The sequence below is a fragment of the Saccharomonospora xinjiangensis XJ-54 genome (assembly GCF_000258175.1).
GTDB classification, from domain to species: domain Bacteria; phylum Actinomycetota; class Actinomycetes; order Mycobacteriales; family Pseudonocardiaceae; genus Saccharomonospora; species Saccharomonospora xinjiangensis.
The window spans coordinates 1,824,804-1,841,528 of record NZ_JH636049.1 but is presented as its reverse complement, the minus strand read 5'-3'; the positions used below and the strand labels follow the sequence as shown (position 1 = coordinate 1,841,528).

The window sequence follows — 16,725 nt, the reverse complement described above, 5'->3', positions numbered from 1 at the left end:
CGTGCTCATCCCACGCAAGGTCAAGTACCGCAAGCAGCACACGCCGAAGCGTTCCGGCGCGGCAAAGGGCGGCACCAAGGTCACCTTCGGCGAGTTCGGCATTCAGGCGCTCGAACACGGCTACGTGACCAACCGGCAAATCGAGTCCGCTCGTATCGCCATGACCAGGCACATCAAGCGTGGTGGGAAGATCTGGATCAACATCTTCCCCGACCGCCCGCTGACCAAGAAGCCCGCTGAAACCCGCATGGGTTCCGGCAAGGGCTCGCCCGAGTGGTGGATCGCGAACGTGAAGCCTGGTCGCGTCATGTTCGAGATGAGCTTTCCGAACGAAACCGTGGCACGCGAGGCCATGCGCCGCGCGATCCACAAGCTGCCGATGAAGTGCAGGATCGTGACTCGTGAAGGTGGTGAGTTCTGATGGCGAAGGCCGGAGGAGTGGCGACGTCAGAACTTCGTGAGCTCACTGCTGAGGAGCTCGTGCTTCGCCTGAAGGAGTCCAAGGAGGAGCTGTTCAACCTCCGGTTCCAGATGGCGACCGGGCAGCTCGACAACAACCGCAGGCTGCGCACGGTGCGCGCGGACATCGCCCGCATCTACACCGTGATGCGGGAGCGGGAGCTCGGTCTGTCCGTCTCCCCCGAGGAGAACGAGAGTGAGGGTGCCGCATGACGGAGGCGGTGCAGAACAAGGACGCCGGACGTAACTACCGGAAGGTCCGCGAAGGACTGGTCGTGTCCGACAAGATGGACAAGACGATCGTCGTGGAGCTCGAGGACCGGAAGAAGCACCCGCTGTACGGCAAGGTCTTGCGCAGCACCAAGAAGGTGAAGGCGCACGACGAGCAGAACACAGCAGGCGTGGGTGACCGGGTCCTGCTCATGGAGACCCGACCGCTGTCGGCCACCAAGCGGTGGCGGCTCGTCGAGATCCGCGAGAAGGCCAAGTAATCAGGGGCTGCGTAACAGCCCCCTTCGTTCCGCCAGGCTCGGTGAAGCCGAGAACCGGCGCGACATACAGGAGTTGACGTGATCCAGCAGGAGTCGCGACTGCGAGTCGCCGACAACACGGGTGCCAAGGAGATCCTGACCATCCGGGTGCTCGGTGGCTCGGGGCGGCGCTACGCGGGTATCGGTGACATCATCGTCGCCACCGTCAAGGACGCCATCCCGGGCGCCAACGTGAAGCGTGGTGACGTCGTCAAGGCCGTCATCGTCAGGACCGCGAAGGAGAAGCGTCGCCCCGACGGCTCCTACATCCGGTTCGACGAGAACGCCGCAGTGCTCATCAAGAACGACAACGAACCGCGAGGCACACGCATCTTCGGGCCGGTTGGCCGCGAACTGCGCGATCGGAAGTTCATGAAGATCATCTCGCTCGCGCCGGAGGTGCTCTGAATGAAGGTCAAGAAGGGCGACACGGTCCTCGTCATCGCTGGCAAGGACAAGGGTGCCAAGGGCAAGGTCATCAAGGCTTACCCGGAGCGTCAGCGGGTCCTGGTCGAGGGTGTGAACCGCATCAAGAAGCACACCCGGATCACCCAGACGCAGCGCGGTGCCCAGTCCGGCGGAATCATTACGCAGGAGGCTCCGATCCACGTCTCGAACGTGATGGTCGTTGACTCCGACGGCAAGCCGACCAGGGTGGGCTACCGCATCGGCGAGGACGGCAAGAAGGTTCGTATCTCGCGTAGGACGGGCAAGGACATCTGATGACCACCGCAGAGAAGACGTACCCGACACCGCGGTTGAAGACCCGGTACCGCGAGGAGATCGCCGGTCAGCTGCGCGAGGAGTTCGGCTACACCAACCCGCACCAGATCCCCGGTGTGGTCAAGGTCGTGGTCAACATGGGCGTCGGCGACGCCGCTCGGGACAGCAAGCTCATCGAGGGCGCCATCCGCGACCTCGCCACCATCACAGGGCAGAAGCCCGAGGTGCGCAGGGCGCGCAAGTCGATCGCGCAGTTCAAGCTGCGTGAAGGCCAGCCCATCGGTGCCCGCGTGACCCTGCGCGGTGACCGCATGTGGGAGTTCCTGGACCGGCTGCTGACCATCGCCCTGCCGCGTATCCGCGACTTCCGCGGGCTGTCGGGCAAGCAGTTCGACGGCAACGGGAACTACACGTTCGGTCTCACCGAGCAGTCGATGTTCCACGAGATCAACCCCGACTCCATCGACCGTCCGCGCGGCATGGACGTCACGGTTGTGACCAGCGCCAACACCGATGACGAGGGTCGCGCATTGCTGCGCAAGCTCGGTTTCCCCTTCAAGGAGGCGTGATCAGATGGCGAAGAAAGCTCTGATCGCCAAGGCTGCCCGCAAGCCGAAGTTCGCGGTGCGCGCCTACACCCGCTGCCAGCGTTGCGGTCGTCCTCGCTCGGTGTACCGCAAGTTCGGCCTCTGCCGGATCTGCCTGCGGGAGATGGCGCACGCGGGACAGCTGCCCGGCGTGAACAAGTCGAGCTGGTGAAGGCTCTCTGACGTCCCCTGCGTCGCGCAGGGACCCATTCCACTTCGCCACAGGCCCCGCCAGGGGAACCAGGGCGAGAAAGGTTGACAGGTCACCATGACGATGACCGACCCGATCGCAGACTTCCTGACACGTCTGCGGAACGCGAACTCGGCGTACCACGACGCGGTTGTGCTGCCGCACTCGAAGATCAAGGCGAACATCGCCGAGATCCTCAAGCGTGAGGGCTACATCGCCGACTACCGCACCGAGCCGGGTGAGAAGCACCGGAACCTGGTTGTGGAGCTGAAGTACGGCCCCAACCGTGAGCGGAGCATCGCCGGACTCCGGCGCGTGTCCAAGCCCGGTCTGCGGGTGTACGCGAAATCGACCAACCTGCCCAGCGTTCTGGGTGGCCTCGGCGTGGCGATCATCTCGACGTCCTCCGGGCTGCAGACCGACAGGCAGTGCAAGCGCAACGGCGTGGGCGGCGAAGTCCTCGCCTACGTCTGGTGAGGAAGGGGGACTGGCATGTCACGCATCGGTAAGCTGCCGATCACCGTCCCCTCCGGGGTCGATGTGAACATCGACGGGCAGCACATCACGGTCAAGGGCCCGAAGGGCACGCTGGAGCACACCGTGCCCGAGCGCATCACGGTCGAGCGCGGCGAGGACGGCGCTTTGCTGGTGAAGCGTTCCGACGAGGAGCGGGAGAGCCGCGCACTGCACGGCCTCACCCGGACCCTGGTCAACAACCTGGTCGTCGGTGTGACGCAGGGCTACGAGAAGCGCATGGAGATCCACGGAGTCGGTTACCGCGTGCAGGCCAAGGGCTCGGACCTCGAGTTCGCTCTCGGCTACAGCCACCCGGTGCTGATCAAGGCTCCGGAGGGCATCACCTTCAAGGTGGAGAGCCCGACCAAGTTCTCCGTGTCCGGCATCGACAAGCAGAAGGTCGGCCAGATCGCGGCGGTCATCCGGCGCCTGCGCCGTCCTGACCCGTACAAGGGCAAGGGTCTGCGCTACGAGGGTGAGCGCATCCGCCGCAAGGTCGGGAAGACGGGTAAGTGATCATGAGCGAAACGGTTACGAAGCGCAAGCCGGTCGGCAAGGACATCTCCACCCGTCGTCGCGCTGGCAAGATCCGTCGCCACAATCGACTGCGCAAGAAGATCAGCGGCACGCCCGCGCGTCCGCGCATGTCGGTGAAGCGTTCCTCGCGCCACATCGTCGTTCAGTTGATCGACGACCTCGCGGGGCACACCCTGGCTTCGGCGTCCAGCCTGGAGGCGGACGTCCAGGCCGTCGAGGGCGACAAGAAGGCCAAAGCTGCCAAGGTTGGCGAGTTGGTCGCGGCCCGCGCCAAGGCGGCGGGCATCTCCAAGGTGGTGTTCGACCGTGGTGGCAACGCCTATCACGGCCGTATCGCCGCACTGGCCGACGCCGCCCGCGAGGGTGGGTTGGAGTTCTGACATGAGCAAGATTCTCGAGAACGGAAGGAACGCCTGATGCCGGGACGTACGCGGCAATCCGGCGGCCAGGGCGGACCGGGCGACCGCGAGCGCGGTGGCGGCCGGGACCGCAGGGACCGTCGTGACGGTGGCCGTGGCGGGGCGGCCCAGGACAAGACCCCGCACCTCGAGCGCGTCGTAGCGATCAACCGCGTGGCCAAGGTCGTCAAGGGTGGTCGTCGCTTCAGCTTCACCGCGCTGGTCGTCGTCGGTGACGGCGACGGGCAGGTTGGCGTCGGCTACGGCAAGGCCAAGGAGGTGCCCGCGGCTATCGCCAAGGGCGTCGAGGAGGCGAAGAAGAACTTCTTCCGCGTGCCTCGTATCGGCGGCACGATCCCGCACCCCGTCCAGGGTGAGGAGGCCGCCGGTGTGGTGCTGCTCCGCCCGGCCAGTGCTGGTACCGGTGTCATCGCCGGTGGCGCCGTTCGCGCGGTGCTGGAATGCGCCGGTGTTCACGATGTCCTGTCGAAGTCGCTCGGCAGCGACAACGCGATCAACATCGTGCACGCGACCGTGCGGGCTCTGAAGGACCTCCAGCGTCCCGAAGAGGTCGCCGCTCGCCGTGGTCTGCCGCTCGAAGACGTGGCTCCGGCCAGGATGCTGCGTCAGCGTGCGGGGCAGGGGGTCTGACATGGCTCAGCTGAAGATCACCCAGATGAAGAGCACGATCGGGACCAAGCAGAACCACCGGGCGTCGCTCCGTACCCTCGGCCTGCGCAAGATCCGGCAGTCCGTGGTGCGTGAGGACACGCCGCAGGTGCGTGGCCTCATCCACACGGTCCGGCACCTGGTGACCGTGGAGGAGGTCAAGTAATGGCCATCAAGATCCACCACCTGAAGCCCGCCCCCGGCGCCAAGCGGGACAAGATCCGCGTCGGTCGCGGTGAGGGTTCCAAGGGCAAGACGGCGGGTCGCGGTACGAAGGGCACGAAGGCCCGGAAGAACGTGCCGGCTGGCTTCGAAGGTGGGCAGATGCCCATCCACATGCGGCTGCCGAAGCTGCGTGGTTTCAAGAACCGGTTCCGCACCGAGTACCAGGCGGTCAACGTGGGCGATCTGGCCCGCGTGTTCCCCGAGGGCGGCAAGGTCGGCAAGGACGAGCTCATTGCCAGCGGCCTCGTCCACAAAGGTGAACTCGTCAAGGTTCTCGGCAACGGCGAAGTGGAGGGCGTGAAGTTCGACGTCACGGCCGACGCTTTCTCGAAGTCCGCGAAGGAGAAGATCGAGGCGGCCGGTGGCTCGGCCACCACGCTCTGACATCACCGCAAAGCGGCGCCGAACCGCAACGGCACTGCCCCGCAAGCGGTGCCGAACCGCAAGCGGTGCCGAACTCGCAACGATCCGACAAGGCCCGCCGGACCAGACACATTGGACCGGCGGGCCTTGTCGCGCGTGAGGCGTACAGCGTTTAGCGGGCTAAACGCGCTCGGCTGCGGTTCCGCCTCGCCTGGCCTGCCGCGTTCCGCGGGCTAAACGCGGTGAAAGGCGCCCCCGAACCCGGGTGCCCTACTTTCGTCGCTCCTTGGGGCGTGTCTAACCCCGCACTAGATGCGGCAGTCCGCCGGGATGCTGTTAAAGTCGAACCCACGCTTGGGACACCCTTGTGCCCCGAGCGTGCCTGGTTTGCCGCCAGTGACAGAGTGTCCAGCCGGTTCCGTGCCGGCCAAAGCCGATCGTCGGTTCACCGACGACGCCGAGGAGGTCCCCCGCGTGCTCAGCGCCTTCCGCTCGGCTCTCGCGACGCCGGACCTGCGCAAGAAGATCCTGTTCACGCTGATGATCGTGGCCGTGTACCGGATCGGTGCGGTCACACCAGCGCCGGGGGTTTCGTACCCGAACGTTCAGGCATGTTTGGCGCAGGTCGAGGATCAGAACATCTTCTCGCTGCTGAACCTGTTCAGCGGTGGCGCGCTACTGCAGCTGTCGATCTTCGCCACGGGCATCATGCCCTACATCACGGCGAGCATCATCGTTCAGCTGCTCACCGTGGTGATCCCTCGTTTCGAGGAACTCAAGCGGGAGGGCCAGGCCGGGCAAGGCAAGCTCACCCAGTACACGCGGTACCTCACCATCGCGTTGGCCATCCTGCAGGCCACCGGCGTCATCGCTCTGGCCGACCGCGGTCAGCTTTTCGGCAACTGTGACCAGCCGGTCCTGCCGGACAACAGTGTCTACACCCTGACACTGACGGTGCTGACAATGACCGCGGGCACCGCCGTCATGATGTGGCTGGGCGAGCTCATCACCGAGCGCGGCGTCGGCAACGGCATGTCGCTGCTCATCTTCCTGAACATCGCCGCGAGGATCCCCACCGAGGGTGCGAACATCCTCAACAACCAGGGCGGCCTGACCTTCTTCTTCATCTGCCTGCTCGCGTTGGCGATCATTGCTAGCGTCATCTTCGTCGAGCAGGGTCAGCGCCGGATCCCGGTGCAGTACGCCAAGCGCATGATCGGCCGCCGCATGTACGGTGGGACGTCCACCTACCTTCCGATCAAGGTGAACCAGGCCGGCGTCATCCCGGTCATCTTCGCGTCGTCGCTGCTCTATCTGCCCGACCTGCTCGGGCAGCTCATCGGCGACCCGAACCAGGCTTCTGGTTGGCAGCGGTTCCTCCAGAACTACGTGACGGATCAGTCGCACTGGGTACACGTGACGCTGTACTTCGCGATGATCATCTTCTTCACGTACTTCTACATCACGATCACGTTCAACGTGGACGATCGTGCCGAGGAGATGAAGAAGTTCGGTGGCTTCATCCCCGGCATTCGTCCGGGAAGGCCGACCGCCGAGTACCTCGGATTCGTGCTCAGCAGGATCACCCTGCCCGGCTCGATCTACCTCGGTATCGTGGCGATCCTGCCCAACTTCTTCCTTTCGGTCACCGGCGAGGGGAACAACCAGAACTTCCCGTTCGGCGGAACAGCTGTGCTGATCATGGTTGGTGTCGGGCTCGACACCGTGAAGCAGATCGAAAGCCAGCTCATGCAGCGTAACTATGAAGGGTTCCTCCGATGACGCGTGTAGTTCTCGTCGGCCCGCCAGGGGCAGGTAAAGGCACTCAGGCGGCGGCGCTGTCCAAGCGTCTCGGAATCCCTCACATCTCGACCGGCGATCTTTTCCGTAAGCATGTCGGCGACGAGACCTCTCTGGGGCGCGAGGCCAAGCGTTATCTCGACTCTGGCGAACTCGTTCCGGACGCCGTGACGAACGAGATGGTGCGCGAACGGCTCGGGGAGCCGGACGCCAAATCGGGTTTCCTGCTCGACGGCTTCCCCCGCAACACCAAACAGGCTGATGTCCTGGCAGAGTTGCTCGAAGAGAACGACGACTCCCTCGACGCGGTGATCGAGCTCAAGGTGCCCGAGGACGTGCTGGTGGAACGCCTGCTCGGCCGAGGACGTACCGACGACACCGAGGAGGTTATCCGTCGTCGGCAACAGGTCTACCGCTCGGAGACCGCTCCGCTTCTGGAGTACTACTCCGACATCCTGGTGACTGTTGACGGAGTCGGTGACATCAACGAGGTGTCGTCCAGGGTGCTCGACACGCTCCGCAAGCGCTCCTGAACCGGCAACGCTTCGTGTTCGGTATGTTTCGACGGCGGCGCGGGATCGAGCTCAAGACTTCTGGTGAGCTCGAGGCGATGAGGGCTGCCGGCCTTGTGGTCGCGCGCACGCTGCGTCAGGTGCAGGAGGCAGCCCAGCCTGGTGTGAGCACAGGTGAACTGGACGATCTTGCGGAGCAGGTCATCCGCGACGCGGGTGCGGTGCCTTCGTTCAAGGGCTACCACGGGTTTCCGGCTTCGATCTGCGCGTCGGTGAACGAGCAGGTGGTCCACGGCATCCCCTCGAAGAACACCGTGCTTTCCGACGGTGATCTGCTGTCGGTTGACTGTGGTGCCATTCTCGACGGCTGGCACGGTGACTCTGCTGTCACGATCGAGGTCGGCGAGGTGTCGGAACGCGACCGTAAACTGTCGGCGGCTACGAGAGCCGCGATGCTCGCGGGTATCGCGGCGGCGTCGCCCGACGGTCGATTGACCGACATCTCGCACGCGATCGAGTCCGCCGCTCGGCAAGCGGGTTCGGAGGACGGCGTCGAGTACGGCATGGTCGCCGAGTACGGCGGGCACGGCATCGGGCGCGAGATGCATATGGAGCCGTTCCTGCCCAACCTGGGTAAGCCGGGTAAAGGCCCGAAACTTGCTGTCGGCGTGGCTCTGGCCATCGAACCGATGTTGACCGGGGGCTCGGCCGAGACGGTCGAACTGGACGACGGCTGGACAGTCATCACCGTTGACGGCTCCCGAGCCGCGCACTGGGAACACACTATCGCCATCACCGAGAACGGTCCGTGGGTGCTGACGGCCCCCGAGGGCGACATTTAGCCCGCTAAACGCGGTCAGGACCCGCCCCGGTCCACTGACCGCATTTAGCCCGCTAAACGCGGTGGGTGCTCTCAGTGCGCCGCAGCGTGACGTCGCCTACTGTGTCGGCGGGCCCCGTGGTGGTGCTTGACATCTGTTGCGTACACTGTCTAGTCGGTGTGCTCATCACGCCGACTCCAACGTGCTTTCGTGGTGTTCGGAGTCGGGTGACGTGTGTGCCACAGGCAAGCACTCGAACGCTCAAACCGATCACGAAACGCGGAGTACATGGCGAAGAAGGACGGGGCCATCGAGGTCGAGGGCCGTGTAATCGAGCCGCTTCCCAACGCGATGTTTCGCGTCGAGTTGGAAAACGGTCACAAGGTCCTTGCACACATCAGTGGAAAGATGCGGCAGCACTACATCCGCATCCTGCCTGAGGACAGGGTTGTCGTAGAGCTCTCGCCCTACGACTTGTCCCGTGGTCGCATCGTCTATCGCTACAAGTGATCACGGCGAGCGTGGTGGGAGGCGACTCCCGCCAGGGGGCGCGCAGCAACTCAGCACGAGCAGGAAAGCAGGAGACGTGAAGGTCAAGCCGAGCGTCAAGAAGATCTGCGACAAGTGCCAGATCGTCCGTCGTCACGGGCGCATCATGGTCATCTGCGACAACCTGCGCCACAAGCAGCGCCAGGGCTGATCGCGGTCGTCGTCAGTGATCTGACAGCTGGAACTGGAAACCTCCCCGCGCCTGCCGGGTCGGAAACGACCCGGTTCACCCCCGGAACTTCGGGCCGGGGCCGGGACACCGTCCGTGAGAGCGGGCGGATGACGGCGAGTCGTCCCGGGACGGGCAGGGAGAAGACCCGAAGCGAATGCAGAAGAAGGAGCACAACCGCCAATGGCACGACTCGCTGGCGTTGATCTCCCCCGCGAGAAGCGGTTGGAGATCGCGCTGACCTATATCTACGGCATCGGCCGTACCCGCTCGAGGGAAATCCTCGCGGCAACGCAGGTGAACGCGGACACCCGCGTGAAGGACCTCGGGGACGAGGACCTCGCCAAGCTGCGGGAGTTCATCGAGGAGAGCTACAAGGTCGAAGGTGACCTTCGGCGCGAGGTGAACGCCGACATCCGTCGGAAGATCGAGATCGGGTGTTACGAGGGGCTCCGTTGGCGTCGCGGCCTGCCCGTGCGCGGCCAGCGCACCAAGACCAACGCCCGCACCCGCAAGGGCCCGAAGAAGACGGTCGCCGGCAAGAAGAAGGCGGGCAAGAAGTGAGTGCCAGCGGCAGACGAGTCGTTCGTGCGGGCGCGGTCCTGCGTCGCGGCTCGGCCCGGATGTCGCCGAAGGCCCTTTACGCCCGTCCCATGGCGCTGCGCCAGCTTTACACCGACGCCGGCACGTTGATGCGGCGTGGGCAGCGTGAAGCCGCAGCAGCTCACCAGCAGAACTCGCGCTAACGAGGAGAAACACCCGACCATGCCACCGAAGTCTCGTACGTCGGGGACCAAGAAGGTCCGGCGTAAGGAAAAGAAGAACGTCGTTCACGGGCACGCCCACATCAAGAGCACGTTCAACAACACCATCGTCTCGATCACCGACCCCAGCGGCGCGGTGATCTCGTGGGCTTCCTCGGGCCACGTCGGCTTCAAGGGCTCTCGGAAGTCCACGCCCTTCGCCGCTCAGATGGCTGCCGAGAACGCCGCCCGCAAGGCCGCCGAACACGGTATGAAGAAGGTCGATGTGTTCGTCAAGGGCCCGGGCTCGGGTCGCGAGACCGCGATCCGATCGCTGCAGGCAGCCGGTCTTGAGGTCGGCACCATCCAGGACGTGACCCCGCAGCCGCACAACGGCTGCCGCCCCCCGAAGCGGCGCCGGGTCTGAGGAACGGGGAGGAGTAAGGACACATGGCTCGATACACCGGCCCCGCGACCCGAATCTCGCGTCGGCTCAAGGTTGACCTCGTTGGCAACGACAAGGCTTTCGAACGTCGCCCCTATCCGCCCGGCCAGCACGGCCGTGGCCGGATCAAGGAGAGCGAATACCTGCTGCAGCTGCAGGAGAAGCAGAAGGCCCGTTACACGTACGGCATCCTCGAACGCCAGTTCCGGCGTTACTACGAGGAAGCCGCGCGGCGCACTGGTAAGACCGGTGAGAACCTGCTGCAGCTCCTCGAGTCCAGGCTGGACAACGTGGTGTACCGCGCAGGGCTGGCGCGCACGCGCCGTCAGGCCCGCCAGCTCGTCAGCCACGGTCACTTCCTCGTCAACGGCGAGAAGGTAAACATCCCCAGCTACCGGGTGTCGAAGTTCGACATCATCGACGTGCGTCCCAAGTCGCTGAAGACTCTGCCGTTCGTGGCAGCCAAGGAAGCACTGGGTGAGCGGCCCATGCCCGCGTGGCTTCAGGTCGTGCCTTCGAACCTGCGAATCCTGGTGCACCAGCTTCCGGAACGGGCTCAGATCGAGGTTCCGATCCAGGAACAGCTGATCGTCGAGTACTACTCGAAGAAGTGAATCCGCACCCGGTCGTGGCCGGGGGCGGGCACGCGGCGGCGCCCCGAGCGCGCCGCCGCTACGCCACACCTTTCGACGTCATATGGCGGGCGTCGGCAGGAAAGGAAGAAGGACAGTGCTGATTTCCCAGCGGCCGGCTCTCAGCGAGGAGACGGTCAACGAGACACGCTCGCGGTTCACCATCGAACCGCTCGAACCCGGCTTCGGTTACACCCTGGGCAACTCGCTCCGGCGGACGTTGCTGTCGTCGATCCCGGGTGCCGCGGTCACGAGCATCCGCATCGATGGCGTGTTGCACGAGTTCACCACCGTGCCAGGGGTGAAGGAAGACGTCACCGAGATCATCCTGAACCTCAAGGAACTCGTCGTCTCCTCCGAGGAGGACGAGCCCGTCACGATGTACCTGCGCAAGCAGGGCCCCGGTGAGGTCACCGCGGCCGACATCGTGCCGCCGTCCGGCGTCACCGTGCACAATCCGGATCTGCACATCGCGTCGCTGAACGGCAAGGGCAAGCTCGAGATCGAGCTCGTCGTCGAACGCGGCCGCGGTTACGTTCCCGCGCTCCAGAACAAGCAGGCCGGGGCCGAGATCGGTCGTATTCCCATCGACTCGATCTACTCGCCGGTGCTGAAGGTGACCTACAAGGTCGAGGCCACGCGTGTCGAGCAGCGCACGGACTTCGACAAGCTCGTCATCGACGTCGAGACCAAGCCGTCGATCACGCCGAGGGACGCTGTCGCCTCGGCGGGCAAGACGTTGGTCGAGCTGTTCGGGCTCGCGCGTGAGCTAAATGTCGATGCGGAGGGCATCGAGATCGGACCGTCGCCGCAGGAGGCGGACACCATCGCCGCCTACGCGATGCCGATCGAGGACCTGGACCTCACGGTGCGTTCGTACAACTGCTTGAAGCGCGAGGGAATTCACACGGTCGGCGAGCTGGTTTCGCGCAGCGAGGCGGACCTGCTCGACATCCGCAACTTCGGGGCGAAGTCGATCGACGAGGTGAAGATGAAGCTCGTCGGCCTCGGCTTGACCCTGAAGGACAGCCCGCCCGGATTCGACCCCACCGCCGCCGCTTCCACGTACGAGAGCGGTGGCGAGACCTGGGGCGCGGAGACGCCGTCGCCGGGCCTTCCGGACACTGGCCACGACGACGGCCAGGACTACGCAGAGACGGAGCAGCTGTAAGTGACCTTGCGGCTGCGAAGCTGAACGAGGAGAACCGATGCCCACCCCGACCAAGGGACCCCGTCTCGGCGGATCGCCTGCGCACGAGCGGTTGATTTTGGCAAACCTGGCGACGTCGTTGTTCGAGCACGGCAAGATCACGACGACTGAGGCGAAGGCCAAGCGAGTGCGCCCACTCGCCGAGAAGCTGATCACCAAGGCCAAGAAGGGTGATCTGCACAATCGGCGTCAGATCATGCGGGTCATCCGTAACAAGGATGTCGTGCACAAGTTGATGGCCGAGATCGGGCCTTTCTTCGTTGACCGCAACGGCGGTTACGTCCGGATCACCAAGACGCTGCCGCGTAAGGGCGACAATGCCCAGATGGCGGTCATCGAGTTGGTGTCGGAGAAGACTGTCACCGCGGAAGCCGAGGCGGCCAGGAAGACGAAGTTCGCCAAGGACTCCGCTGCCGAGACTCCTGCCGAGGAGTCGAAGGTGGAGGAGAAGGCGGACGAGGCCGACGTCACCACCGACCAGGACGCTGAGGCTCCTGAGTCGGCCACCAAGGACGCCGCGGACGAGCCCGCCGAGGGCACGGACAAGAAGGACGAGTCCTGACCGAGACGAGTTCTCGCAGCGAGCCCGCCGTTCCCACCGGGGAAGGCGGGCTCGCTCGTCTGCGTATCGATTTGAGCTACGACGGCACGGATTTTTCGGGCTGGGCACGCCAACCAGGACGCCGCACGGTCCAAGGAGTTCTCGAAGACGCGCTCCGAAAGCAACCCCCGGGGGCGTCTTTAGCGGGCTCAGTGGTGGTGGCAGGCAGGACCGATGCCGGCGTCCATGCAGAGGGCCAGGTCGCCCACGTCGATGTAGCGCGTTTCGCCCGCGAAAGACGCTCTCAGGCGGTGGCGATCTCGTCGGACGGCTTGCCTGATCTTGACAGGGCTCGTCACCGGCTGAACCGTCTTCTGCCACCAGATATACGAGTGCTGAGGCTCAGCCGTGCGCCTGAAGGGTTCGACGCTCGCTTTTCGGCCGCGAAACGTCACTACACGTACAAGGTGTCGGATGCTCCTTGGGGTGTTAGTCCGCTTCGTAGACGAGACATGTTGGCATGGCCTCGACCGCTCTCCGTCGCTGCGATGAACGAGGCCGCATCGTCTCTATTGGGGCTCCACGACTTCGCTGCCTTCTGCAAGCAGAGAGAAGGCGCAACCACAATCCGATATCTCCTTGAGTTGCGGTGGGAGAGAGTCGGCACGCACGAACTTCAACTTGCGGTTGCGGCGGACGCATTCTGCCATTCCATGGTTCGAAGTTTGGTCGGTGCCCTCCTCTGGGTAGGTGACGGGCGACGCCCAGCGAGTTGGCCTGAAGAATTGTTGCGCAAGCGTGAACGGAGTAGTGTTGTCGCGCCGGCGCACGGCCTGACCCTCGTAAGGGTTGATTACCCGCCCGACGACGAGCTTGCACGGCGCGCTGAAAAGACTCGAGACATGCGTCGTCTGGAAGGATCGGGAGATGCTCGGCGAGATTGAGCTTGCTCCACCTCTTCGAGGATCTTCTTGTAGTCAGTTGCCAGCTTCTCTGCTGTGACGATGACAAATGTCCAGCCTTCGGCGATGAGTCGCCTCCTCCGTGCTTTGTCTCGTCGAATATTCTTGCGTGTGCGATGCCATCGTCCGTCGTATTCGATTGCCGTTTGTGTTTCTTTCAGGGCGAGGTCCAAGCGCGCGACTTCGCGGCCGTTTCGAACTATCGAGTATTGGGGCTCAGGGTCGAATCCGCTGACTCTGAGTACGACCCTGAGCTCGGATTCGGGGAGTGATTCGGCTCGCGAGTCTGTTAGCGACAGTGCGGCGCGAGCCAGCCTTATTCCGCGGTTTCGGCGTCCCCTCCAGGCGCGTCGCAACTGCTTGACAGTCACCCGGCCGGAGCGCACGAAAGCATCGAGATCCGGCACTGCAATACGCAGCCTTCGAACCCAGCCGACGGTACGAGGTGAAAGCCGTAGGGCTAGATCGAGGGCAACTCGTGGCGGTCTTGCTATGCGTATGCCGTTCCACGGACGCGATTCCTTTGGCTTCACACTGGTGCGGCGTACATGAATTCCCTGGATCGGGCCGAAGCGGTGAGCCTCGGGTACGACGAACTCCACAGGATCGTAGGGTTTCGCGAGTTCGACGCCCAGTACTGTGGCTGCGGACCTACCGGTCAACACTGCCTCCCTGGGTACGATGAGAGCTGCAGCACGGCAACGCAGTTCATGCGTTACCGGGAGGTGTGCTGGTACGTACACATCCTGGAAGAGCCGTCGAAATCGTGGTCCGCGTAGTTCTGCGGCGGTCACGTAACCGTAGGCTCTGGCGAGCGAGCCGCGGAAAACGTCATTGAGGTTGATGGCAGTGGTCATGCGCCCAGCATCGCTGGTGCGACAGATGTCGATCTTGGCGAAGGCGAAGTTGTCCACAGCTTATGAAGATGAAGGTGGACTATCCACAGATTGAGCGATTCCGCTTGAATCCCCGGGTACTCAGGGGCAGGCCCCTTGGAAGTGCTCGGTGGTGCACGTTCTGCCCGCTAAACGCGCACCACCGAGCACCCGGGTGCCTCAGTCGCCCCTACGGATCGGGCCGAGGATCTGTTGTTCCTTCGGCGTTGTAACCAGTCTCAGGGGGCGCCAAAGGTTTCGGCCGAGTGCGACGACCTGGTCATCTTTCAACGTGGTCAGCTGCCGCATCATCTGCGGCGGAAGCCGCCAGATGCGAGCGGCAAGCTCAGCTTGCCCAGCGGGAAGCCGTTGCATCAGAACAAGATCTGCTGAGTTGGCCAGCGCGCCGGCCTGAGGATGGAGATACGGAAGCACGTAGACGGTTGTCTGCCACGGCGACCTCGGCGGGAACAGGTCCTGCGGTGTGGGACCACCGTCGTGCACGACGAGCAGAGGGGCGTCCTCGGACGGTCGCGGCAACTCCACCGGCGAGAGGCGACGAATCTGTACCAGCGGCGACGGCTGCCCATTCGGTTGTTGCCCGGCCGCATTCGACAGCACATGCCAGGCCGTCGGACGTCCTGTTGCGACGACAACCCACGCGCCGACCGCCATCGCTCTCATAGCAACCTGGCGCGACAGATACAGCCCTCCGACGAGGACAATCCTGGTCGGCGCGGCACGGAGTGCCGACACCGTCAACGGTTCACCCTGCAGCCCCGAGCCGAGGACGATGCCACCCCGGTCACCAGAGGGACTGATCGCGTCGAGCAACGCGGGATCGACAACGAATTCGGGCGACACACCAATCGCCTTGTTGGCGTCGTGAACTCGTGCGCTCATGCGGTTCCTCCCAACGGCAGTGTGGCGGCGAAACCGGCTGCCTGGCGGCCACGCAGCGGCGTCAAAGTGACTCCGATGCGCTCCGAGACACTCGTGAGCCGCTGATCACCTGCGTCGAGCTCACGCGGGTTACGTGCGCTGAGACGCACCACGCCTCGCAGACCGATGCGGTTCTCCTCGTCCGAGGGCGAGATCGACATCGCCACAGTGGAGGACAGCGCACGCACACTGGTCAAGGCGTTGAGAGTCGTGCTGATTTTGCCTTTCGGCCAGCTCGTGATGGCGTAGCTGGCGTGGCCGATGCCTGCCGTGGTCACACCAGTCCATCGCTCCTGCATCCGGACCTGAGTACTGGAGCCTGCCACGCCCGTGAGTTCTGCGGCCGAAATGCCGGCACGTAGCAGTTCATCGGGGCTCAGCGGGCGAGTCGGAACGCCATGCGTCTCCATGGCGTTGCGCACTCGCGAGAGGGCACCGATCAGGGCTCTGTGCGCACCCACGACGCCGCCGCCACGTTCCCGCACAGCGGTCGGGCATCGCTTCGGATCGAGCCGTACAGACACCCAGGTCGTTCGGCGAGCGGCAGCGGGGAGCGGCCCCAGCACTTCCATGTACGAAGCCAGTGCAGGCGAGTCAGCCGGCAGAGCCGCACTGCCCGGGTAGCAGTGCCACGTCATCTGGATCGAGTCGAGCACCACACCGCGGTCTTCCAGGCAGGGAGCCAGCGCGGACAGCGGCAGGCTCGGCGCTCCTCCTGCTTGGGTGATCAACGCGGGAGTCGGTTCCACGAGGAGGACAGCCGTCCAGATGCCGTCGTGGTAGGCGAATCCAACCTCCTGGTGCTCATGGTCGCGCCCCTGGGCGACGACCAGATCGGGAACGGCGAGCCGGAGGAGGCTGACGCGTGCGTCGTCTGGTCCGATTACGGTGTCGTCGTCCTGCGCCGCGATTGCTTCCACGCTTGCGGGAGCAGGCGGGACAACCACACGATCGTGTGACCTGAACGCGTAGCGAGCTGTCAGACCGGCCCACTGGGTGAACCACTGGCCACCCCAACGCAGGAACGCCAGGATCAGCATGACGCCCGCGACGCCAAAGGCGACGTAGAGCAGGGATTCGTCGATCGCGATGAGGACGAGTCCGATCGCGAGGCCTAACTCCAGCAGCACCAGGTTGGTGACAGGCACGGGGCCGAAGTTCGCTCCGAACATGCGGCGCCTGGCCGGAGGGGCAACACGCGGGGCTGGCTCCGACGAAGGAGGCCGTGGAACGCCAGCCGAATCACCGGGTCCGCCGGGTCCACCGGGTCCGCCGGGTCCACCTGGGCCGCCGGGTCCACCTGGGCCGCCGGGTCCGCCGGGTCCGC

28 protein-coding genes are annotated in these 16,725 nt (G+C 64.5%); 25 read left to right on the top strand and 3 right to left on the bottom strand.

The genetic code is table 11. The annotated features are described in order from the left end of the window. The first annotated feature begins 1 nt into the window (after position 1). The 25 genes from rplP to truA all read left to right on the top strand — a co-directional run bounded on the left by rplP (position 2) and on the right by truA (position 13,563). Positions 2-421: a 50S ribosomal protein L16 gene (rplP, locus tag SACXIDRAFT_RS07815; protein ID WP_006238003.1), complete on the top strand. Its 420-nt coding sequence runs from the start codon at positions 2-4 to the stop codon at positions 419-421. Next, positions 421-672: a 50S ribosomal protein L29 gene (gene rpmC / locus SACXIDRAFT_RS07810; RefSeq protein WP_006238001.1), complete on the top strand. Its 252-nt coding sequence runs from the start codon at positions 421-423 to the stop codon at positions 670-672. Before rplP ends, rpmC begins: the two co-directional genes overlap by 1 nt. Beyond that, positions 669-950 (top strand): 30S ribosomal protein S17, encoded by a 282-nt coding sequence (gene rpsQ / locus SACXIDRAFT_RS07805; protein WP_006238000.1) that lies wholly within the window; start codon positions 669-671, stop codon positions 948-950. The genes rpmC and rpsQ overlap by 4 nt, the downstream gene beginning before the upstream one ends. 78 nt (positions 951-1,028) lie before the next feature. Then, complete coding sequence (gene rplN, locus SACXIDRAFT_RS07800) at positions 1,029-1,397, top strand: 50S ribosomal protein L14 (protein WP_005453254.1); 369 nt, start codon at positions 1,029-1,031, stop codon at positions 1,395-1,397. Continuing rightward, positions 1,398-1,712, top strand: a complete 315-nt coding sequence (gene rplX, locus SACXIDRAFT_RS07795) for a 50S ribosomal protein L24 (RefSeq protein ID WP_006237999.1) — start codon at positions 1,398-1,400, stop codon at positions 1,710-1,712. Then, positions 1,712-2,281, top strand: a complete 570-nt coding sequence (gene rplE / locus SACXIDRAFT_RS07790; RefSeq protein WP_006237998.1) for a 50S ribosomal protein L5 — start codon at positions 1,712-1,714, stop codon at positions 2,279-2,281. Before rplX ends, rplE begins: the two co-directional genes overlap by 1 nt. A gap of 4 nt (positions 2,282-2,285) precedes the next feature. After that, entirely contained in the window at positions 2,286-2,471 is a 186-nt protein-coding gene (locus SACXIDRAFT_RS07785) for a type Z 30S ribosomal protein S14 (protein WP_006237997.1), read from the top strand. A gap of 96 nt (positions 2,472-2,567) precedes the next feature. Next, a complete protein-coding gene (rpsH, locus tag SACXIDRAFT_RS07780; protein WP_006237996.1) occupies positions 2,568-2,966 on the top strand; it encodes a 30S ribosomal protein S8 in 399 nt (132 codons plus the stop codon). Positions 2,967-2,981: 15 nt separating this feature from the next. Continuing rightward, a complete protein-coding gene (gene rplF, locus SACXIDRAFT_RS07775) occupies positions 2,982-3,521 on the top strand; it encodes a 50S ribosomal protein L6 (RefSeq protein ID WP_006237995.1) in 540 nt (179 codons plus the stop codon). A gap of 2 nt (positions 3,522-3,523) precedes the next feature. Beyond that, positions 3,524-3,922, top strand: coding sequence for a 50S ribosomal protein L18 (gene rplR / locus SACXIDRAFT_RS07770; protein WP_006237993.1), 399 nt, complete (start codon positions 3,524-3,526; stop codon positions 3,920-3,922). Positions 3,923-3,958: 36 nt separating this feature from the next. After that, the gene (gene rpsE / locus SACXIDRAFT_RS07765) at positions 3,959-4,591 is read left to right on the top strand and encodes a 30S ribosomal protein S5 (protein WP_006237992.1); all 633 of its coding nucleotides are present in this window, start codon (positions 3,959-3,961) and stop codon (positions 4,589-4,591) included. Position 4,592: 1 nt separating this feature from the next. Further along, on the top strand, positions 4,593-4,775 hold the full coding sequence (gene rpmD / locus SACXIDRAFT_RS07760) for a 50S ribosomal protein L30 (RefSeq protein ID WP_006237991.1): 183 nt from the start codon (positions 4,593-4,595) through the stop codon (positions 4,773-4,775). After that, positions 4,775-5,218 carry a 50S ribosomal protein L15 gene (gene rplO / locus SACXIDRAFT_RS07755; RefSeq protein WP_006237990.1) on the top strand — a complete coding sequence of 148 codons (444 nt, stop codon included), beginning with the start codon at positions 4,775-4,777 and terminating at the stop codon, positions 5,216-5,218. Before rpmD ends, rplO begins: the two co-directional genes overlap by 1 nt. Positions 5,219-5,671: 453 nt before the next feature. Continuing rightward, the gene (secY, locus tag SACXIDRAFT_RS07750) at positions 5,672-6,979 is read left to right on the top strand and encodes a preprotein translocase subunit SecY (RefSeq protein ID WP_006237988.1); all 1,308 of its coding nucleotides are present in this window, start codon (positions 5,672-5,674) and stop codon (positions 6,977-6,979) included. After that, on the top strand, positions 6,976-7,530 hold the full coding sequence (locus tag SACXIDRAFT_RS07745; RefSeq protein WP_006237986.1) for an adenylate kinase: 555 nt from the start codon (positions 6,976-6,978) through the stop codon (positions 7,528-7,530). Before secY ends, SACXIDRAFT_RS07745 begins: the two co-directional genes overlap by 4 nt. Positions 7,531-7,553: 23 nt before the next feature. Next, positions 7,554-8,351, top strand: a complete 798-nt coding sequence (gene map, locus SACXIDRAFT_RS07740; RefSeq protein ID WP_006237985.1) for a type I methionyl aminopeptidase — start codon at positions 7,554-7,556, stop codon at positions 8,349-8,351. Positions 8,352-8,618: 267 nt separating this feature from the next. Then, on the top strand, positions 8,619-8,840 hold the full coding sequence (gene infA / locus SACXIDRAFT_RS07735; protein ID WP_005443304.1) for a translation initiation factor IF-1: 222 nt from the start codon (positions 8,619-8,621) through the stop codon (positions 8,838-8,840). A gap of 76 nt (positions 8,841-8,916) precedes the next feature. Further along, entirely contained in the window at positions 8,917-9,030 is a 114-nt protein-coding gene (rpmJ, locus tag SACXIDRAFT_RS07730; RefSeq protein ID WP_005443306.1) for a 50S ribosomal protein L36, read from the top strand. A gap of 201 nt (positions 9,031-9,231) precedes the next feature. After that, entirely contained in the window at positions 9,232-9,612 is a 381-nt protein-coding gene (gene rpsM / locus SACXIDRAFT_RS07725; RefSeq protein ID WP_006237984.1) for a 30S ribosomal protein S13, read from the top strand. Continuing rightward, positions 9,609-9,794: a hypothetical protein gene (locus tag SACXIDRAFT_RS23535; RefSeq protein WP_083840084.1), complete on the top strand. Its 186-nt coding sequence runs from the start codon at positions 9,609-9,611 to the stop codon at positions 9,792-9,794. The genes rpsM and SACXIDRAFT_RS23535 overlap by 4 nt, the downstream gene beginning before the upstream one ends. 19 nt (positions 9,795-9,813) lie before the next feature. Beyond that, on the top strand, positions 9,814-10,218 hold the full coding sequence (rpsK, locus tag SACXIDRAFT_RS07720) for a 30S ribosomal protein S11 (protein WP_006237983.1): 405 nt from the start codon (positions 9,814-9,816) through the stop codon (positions 10,216-10,218). A 23-nt stretch (positions 10,219-10,241) separates the two neighbouring features. Next, positions 10,242-10,850: a 30S ribosomal protein S4 gene (gene rpsD / locus SACXIDRAFT_RS07715; protein WP_006237982.1), complete on the top strand. Its 609-nt coding sequence runs from the start codon at positions 10,242-10,244 to the stop codon at positions 10,848-10,850. Between the two features lie 115 nt (positions 10,851-10,965). After that, positions 10,966-12,039 (top strand): DNA-directed RNA polymerase subunit alpha, encoded by a 1,074-nt coding sequence (locus tag SACXIDRAFT_RS07710; RefSeq protein WP_006237981.1) that lies wholly within the window; start codon positions 10,966-10,968, stop codon positions 12,037-12,039. A 37-nt stretch (positions 12,040-12,076) separates the two neighbouring features. After that, positions 12,077-12,640 carry a 50S ribosomal protein L17 gene (rplQ, locus tag SACXIDRAFT_RS07705; RefSeq protein WP_006237980.1) on the top strand — a complete coding sequence of 188 codons (564 nt, stop codon included), beginning with the start codon at positions 12,077-12,079 and terminating at the stop codon, positions 12,638-12,640. Beyond that, the gene (gene truA, locus SACXIDRAFT_RS22320) at positions 12,637-13,563 is read left to right on the top strand and encodes a tRNA pseudouridine(38-40) synthase TruA (RefSeq protein WP_083840082.1); all 927 of its coding nucleotides are present in this window, start codon (positions 12,637-12,639) and stop codon (positions 13,561-13,563) included. The genes rplQ and truA overlap by 4 nt, the downstream gene beginning before the upstream one ends. On the opposite strand, the gene SACXIDRAFT_RS23530 is transcribed toward truA, so the two are convergent. From SACXIDRAFT_RS23530 to eccE, 3 genes are all read right to left on the bottom strand, one after another. Continuing rightward, positions 13,473-14,438 (bottom strand): putative endonuclease domain-containing protein, encoded by a 966-nt coding sequence (locus SACXIDRAFT_RS23530; RefSeq protein WP_006237979.1) that lies wholly within the window; start codon positions 14,436-14,438, stop codon positions 13,473-13,475. The genes truA and SACXIDRAFT_RS23530 overlap by 91 nt on opposite strands. A 198-nt stretch (positions 14,439-14,636) precedes the next feature. Then, the gene (locus tag SACXIDRAFT_RS07690; protein WP_006237978.1) at positions 14,637-15,359 is read right to left on the bottom strand and encodes a hypothetical protein; all 723 of its coding nucleotides are present in this window, start codon (positions 15,357-15,359) and stop codon (positions 14,637-14,639) included. After that, positions 15,356-16,570 (bottom strand): type VII secretion protein EccE, encoded by a 1,215-nt coding sequence (gene eccE / locus SACXIDRAFT_RS07685; protein ID WP_006237977.1) that lies wholly within the window; start codon positions 16,568-16,570, stop codon positions 15,356-15,358. The genes SACXIDRAFT_RS07690 and eccE overlap by 4 nt, the downstream gene beginning before the upstream one ends. Positions 16,571-16,725 lie beyond the last annotated feature (155 nt).

Coding starts and splice junctions, on each gene's coding strand:
- rpsD (WP_006237982.1), top strand. CDS start 10,242: ATGGCTCGATACACCGGCCCCGCGACCCGAATCTCGCGTCGGCTCAAG.
- SACXIDRAFT_RS07745 (WP_006237986.1), top strand. CDS start 6,976: ATGACGCGTGTAGTTCTCGTCGGCCCGCCAGGGGCAGGTAAAGGCACT.
- rpsQ (WP_006238000.1), top strand. CDS start 669: ATGACGGAGGCGGTGCAGAACAAGGACGCCGGACGTAACTACCGGAAG.
- rplX (WP_006237999.1), top strand. CDS start 1,398: ATGAAGGTCAAGAAGGGCGACACGGTCCTCGTCATCGCTGGCAAGGAC.
- infA (WP_005443304.1), top strand. CDS start 8,619: ATGGCGAAGAAGGACGGGGCCATCGAGGTCGAGGGCCGTGTAATCGAG.
- eccE (WP_006237977.1), bottom strand. CDS start 16,570: ATGTTCGGAGCGAACTTCGGCCCCGTGCCTGTCACCAACCTGGTGCTG.
- map (WP_006237985.1), top strand. CDS start 7,554: ATGTTTCGACGGCGGCGCGGGATCGAGCTCAAGACTTCTGGTGAGCTC.
- rpmD (WP_006237991.1), top strand. CDS start 4,593: ATGGCTCAGCTGAAGATCACCCAGATGAAGAGCACGATCGGGACCAAG.
- SACXIDRAFT_RS07690 (WP_006237978.1), bottom strand. CDS start 15,359: ATGAGCGCACGAGTTCACGACGCCAACAAGGCGATTGGTGTGTCGCCC.
- rplO (WP_006237990.1), top strand. CDS start 4,775: ATGGCCATCAAGATCCACCACCTGAAGCCCGCCCCCGGCGCCAAGCGG.
- rpsM (WP_006237984.1), top strand. CDS start 9,232: ATGGCACGACTCGCTGGCGTTGATCTCCCCCGCGAGAAGCGGTTGGAG.
- rpsH (WP_006237996.1), top strand. CDS start 2,568: ATGACGATGACCGACCCGATCGCAGACTTCCTGACACGTCTGCGGAAC.
- rpsK (WP_006237983.1), top strand. CDS start 9,814: ATGCCACCGAAGTCTCGTACGTCGGGGACCAAGAAGGTCCGGCGTAAG.
- rpsE (WP_006237992.1), top strand. CDS start 3,959: ATGCCGGGACGTACGCGGCAATCCGGCGGCCAGGGCGGACCGGGCGAC.
- rplR (WP_006237993.1), top strand. CDS start 3,524: ATGAGCGAAACGGTTACGAAGCGCAAGCCGGTCGGCAAGGACATCTCC.
- rplE (WP_006237998.1), top strand. CDS start 1,712: ATGACCACCGCAGAGAAGACGTACCCGACACCGCGGTTGAAGACCCGG.
- SACXIDRAFT_RS07785 (WP_006237997.1), top strand. CDS start 2,286: ATGGCGAAGAAAGCTCTGATCGCCAAGGCTGCCCGCAAGCCGAAGTTC.
- SACXIDRAFT_RS23530 (WP_006237979.1), bottom strand. CDS start 14,438: ATGACCACTGCCATCAACCTCAATGACGTTTTCCGCGGCTCGCTCGCC.
- rplF (WP_006237995.1), top strand. CDS start 2,982: ATGTCACGCATCGGTAAGCTGCCGATCACCGTCCCCTCCGGGGTCGAT.
- rplQ (WP_006237980.1), top strand. CDS start 12,077: ATGCCCACCCCGACCAAGGGACCCCGTCTCGGCGGATCGCCTGCGCAC.
- rpmC (WP_006238001.1), top strand. CDS start 421: ATGGCGAAGGCCGGAGGAGTGGCGACGTCAGAACTTCGTGAGCTCACT.